The 3,760-nt window shown below is 56.2% G+C and carries 4 protein-coding genes; 3 read left to right on the forward strand and 1 reads right to left on the reverse strand.

The annotated features are described in order from the left end of the window. Positions 1 to 60: 60 nt before the first annotated feature. Together Q3981_RS10145 and Q3981_RS10150 are read left to right on the forward strand one after the other, a co-directional pair. Positions 61 to 789: an ABC transporter ATP-binding protein gene (locus Q3981_RS10145; RefSeq protein WP_303125921.1), complete on the forward strand. Its 729-nt coding sequence runs from the start codon at positions 61 to 63 to the stop codon at positions 787 to 789. Beyond that, positions 790 to 2,193 carry an FtsX-like permease family protein gene (locus Q3981_RS10150; RefSeq protein ID WP_303125924.1) on the forward strand — a complete coding sequence of 468 codons (1,404 nt, stop codon included), beginning with the start codon at positions 790 to 792 and terminating at the stop codon, positions 2,191 to 2,193. It begins immediately after the preceding gene. A gap of 3 nt (positions 2,194 to 2,196) precedes the next feature. Here Q3981_RS10150 and Q3981_RS10155 read toward each other — a convergent pair whose 3' ends face one another. After that, positions 2,197 to 3,303: a biotin/lipoate A/B protein ligase family protein gene (locus tag Q3981_RS10155; protein ID WP_303125926.1), complete on the reverse strand. Its 1,107-nt coding sequence runs from the start codon at positions 3,301 to 3,303 to the stop codon at positions 2,197 to 2,199. 113 nt (positions 3,304 to 3,416) lie between these two features. On the opposite strand from Q3981_RS10155, the gene Q3981_RS10160 reads away from it, so the two are divergent. Continuing rightward, a partial coding sequence (locus Q3981_RS10160) for a DoxX family protein (protein WP_303125929.1) occupies positions 3,417 to 3,760 on the forward strand: 344 nt, incomplete at its 3' end.

Below are 3,760 nucleotides of genomic sequence, written 5' to 3' on the forward strand. Positions count from 1 at the left end.
ACCACGATTCGGGCGCTAGAGCTGTGGTGAACTCGGTGGACAAACTGTGAAATAGATGCCATGAAAGATCACAACATGCAACAGAGCCAGCGACGCTCCTCTCGGTCCTCGCTGGTTGTCCACGACATCACGAAATCGTTTGCTTCAACCCCCGTGTTGACGGGTATCTCCTTGGAGATCGGTCAGGGTGAATCCGTTGCGGTTATGGGTCCGTCGGGGTCGGGCAAGTCGACTCTCTTGCATTGCATGTCCGGCGTGCTTGTTCCGGACGACGGTGAAATCCGGTACGGCGATACCGTCGTCTCGCGACTGAATGATGCGAAAAGGTCGGCGCTCCGGCTGCGCGAGTTCGGGTTTGTGTTCCAAGACGGGCAACTCCTTCCCGAGCTCACGGCTCAGGAAAACGTGGCTCTCCCGGCGATTTTGCAGGGCACGTCTCGTAGGCGAGCGTATGCCGACGCCGCCGACATGCTGAAGCGTCTGGGGCTCGGGAAGTTGATTCGTCGTCGACCAGGGAAAATGTCTGGCGGCCAGGCACAACGCGTCGCCATCGTCCGAGCCATCGCGGCTAAACCGGCAATTATTTTTGCCGACGAGCCGACGGGCGCTCTGGACCAATCGACGGGCCACGAAGTTATGCAGCAGCTGATCGCGATCACCGAGCAGGCTTGCTCGACCTTGGTGATGGTGACTCACGATCAAAGTGTCGCGAATTGGTGCCAGCGTCGGATTGAAATTCGCGATGGCATCATTCACGACGATCGCATGTTGTCCGGGGCGGTGAGCTAAATGGCTGTTTCCTTGTCGACGCTCTCCCACCTGGGAGTTCAACTGCAAAAGGCGTCCCATCGGGCGGGGACGGGGAATAAGTGGCTCTCGGCGTTAGCGGTATTTGCCTTCACCGTGAGTACGTGGATGGCTATGACCCTCGCCGGCGGGACGTGGATGTTCTACGAACGCTATCGCCATCCTTCGGCCGCGTCGCTCCATGAAATGAGCGATGAGTTACGGCAAACATATGTTGGCCTTGCGGCCCTCGCCTGTGTGTTTGTTGTTCCCGCGATGATGTCCCTGGTGGCGCAGTCAGCGGTGTTAGGGGCTTCCGGCCGCGAGAGGCGCTTAGCAACACTCAGGTTGCTGGGACTGTCTAACCGAGACATCACACGGCTGACCTTGGTGGAAACCAGTGCACTGGCATTCGCCGGGTTGGTCCTCGGAACTGTGATTTACGTGGTGACGGCACCCGCGTGGTCGCTAGTTAGTTTCCAAAACACCCGCATTGGTCTCTGGGAAATTCTCCTACCGTGGTGGGGCTACCCGGCGTTATGGGCAATCATCCTTGTCCTCGCAGCGGTCGCTGCAGTCGTTGGTCTCAAGCGTGTCATGGTGTCGCCACTGGGAGTCTCGAAGCGGGACATTCCCACGGCGCTCAAGTTCTGGCGACTCATCATTTTCGTCGCACTCGTGGTGATTGCTCGCGCCGTTCTGTCCCACATCAAGAACCACGTCAAGGCTGATTACAACAATTTAGGCTGGGCCATTGTTATCATCGCCGTGATTTTGTGCGTCTTCATCCTCGCCATCAACCTCGTGGTTCCGTGGCTCATTCAGCTCACCGCCCGTATCTCCAGCTTTCTTCCCGGCAAGCTCAATTTCTTGGCGACGCGCCGGGTCATGACCGACGGACGCACCGCCTGGAAGCGGACGAGTGCCCTCACTTTCCTCGCGCTCCTGTTGGGCTACGTGGCAGTCATGCCGAGGAATCCGGCGGAAGACCTGGGCGATCCCACGATCAACCGGGACACGGTGACCGGAGCCGTCATTACCTATGGTGTCGGCTTACTCGTCTCAATCAGCGGAACCATGCTGAACCAGGCCTCCACCGTTTTCGAAGAAGCAGAGCTCACCCGCGCGCTCGATTTCATAGGGGTCCCGTCGTCACTGCATAGGAGAGTCGCGATTAAGCAGACCTTCTATCCGCTTCTCCTGACCAGCGGTTTCACGTTCCTCTTCGGTCTGTACTTGGGGTGGACGTCCTACGGGCAGTTTGACAAGGATCCCTCGGTCGGGCCGCAATTAACGTGGATTATCTGCGCTTTTGTCCTGAGCCTGGTGTTGTCGGTGGTCGCGATCATAGGTGTTGATCCGCTGCGCCAGAAGCAGATTGCTCACCATGTTCGCCGGAATGATTAGCCGTCACGGAATCCTCTTCGTCCATGCGTCATTACCGAATTTGGTGCTGACCAGTTCTTCCGCTTCCTTGATATCCGCGTCCGTCAGCGACGCGGGTTTCGCGCCATACCGCGTCATGAACTCCTGAGCCATCGTGTCGATGATCGTCTCGCGGGGGACACCGGTTTGCCGTCGCAAAGGATCAACTCTCTTATTTGCCGACGCTAAACCTTTCGACGACACCTTGACTTTCCCGATGCGGAGGACGTCCATCATCTTGTCTGCGTCGATGTTGTAGCTCATTGTGGTGTGGTGCAGGATCGCTCCGCGGCGGCGCTTTTGCGCAGCTCCGCCGATTTTTCCGCCGTCGGAGGTGATGTCGTTAATGGGAACATACCAGGCGTTGACGCCGTGCTTGGCTAGCGCTGCTAATACCCACTGGTCGAGGTATTCGTAGGAGGCGACGTACGAATAGCCCTGGACGAGGTCGATGGGCGCGTAGAGCGAATAGGTAATGCAGTTTCCGCCTTCCATAAACATGGCGCCGCCACCGGAGATTCGACGCACAGGAGTAATTCCGTATTTGTCGATTCCTTCTTGGTTTAATTCATTTGAATACGATTGGTAAGAACCAAAAACGACGGCTTTATCGTCCCATTCCCAGAAACGGAGGGTGGGGCCGCGACGCCCATCGGCGACCTGGTTCAAGAGTAGCTCATCAAGGGCGACGTTGACCGGGGTGGGGAGCACACCGGGGCGAAGGATTTCCCACTCGTAATCGGTGAAATCTTTCCCGCCTGAGACCGCTCGTTTAACGGTGACGGCAATGTCATGGATGGTTAATCCCTCGAGATCGAGATTGTCGAAATGAGCTAATGCGGAATTAAGTCGTGATTCAAGTGCCTCAGTAGACGCGGAGGTTTTTGTTCCTACCAATGCTGGCCCAATTTCGTCATAGGCTTCATCGGGTTCGAGGAAGAAATCACCAGAGAGCCGTAATGATGTGATGGTGTCGTTGTCGACGGTGGTGTCAATAACAATGAGTTTCCCGCCAGGCACTTTGAGCTCAAAGTGAATAGGGCGTGCCGACGGGGTCTGAGCGTCTGACGAGGGCTGAGTATCTGTTGACATGCGCCCGATTATAGGTGGTCTAACGAAAGCTATTTAACGATATTGAGTTTGCCTACCCATAATGAAAATGTGCAATCTATGCGTGGTTGGCTATTTTTGCTAATGTAGTTGATATGTCAACGAAACTGGATCCTTTCTTCCGCGACGCAGGCCTTTTTATCTTCCGCCTCGTCCTTGGTTTTCTTTTTGTCATGCACGGCTGGCAAAACGCCGTCACTAAAGGTTGGGGGAGTACCCGTGACTCCTTCGCAGCCATGAACATTCCCGCCACTGATATCGCAGCAACCCTGGCAAGCTGGGGTGAACTGATCACTGGCGTTCTCCTCATCCTGGGGCTTCTCACCCGCCTCAGCAGCCTTGTCCTCGTGATTGATATGGCTGGTGCATTCTGGTTCGTGCACAAGGACGCCGGCTTGTGGAGCAGCAACGGCGGCTACGAATACGTCCTGGTCTTGGG

This window comes from Corynebacterium sp. (assembly GCF_030530965.1).
Lineage (GTDB): Bacteria > Actinomycetota > Actinomycetes > Mycobacteriales > Mycobacteriaceae > Corynebacterium.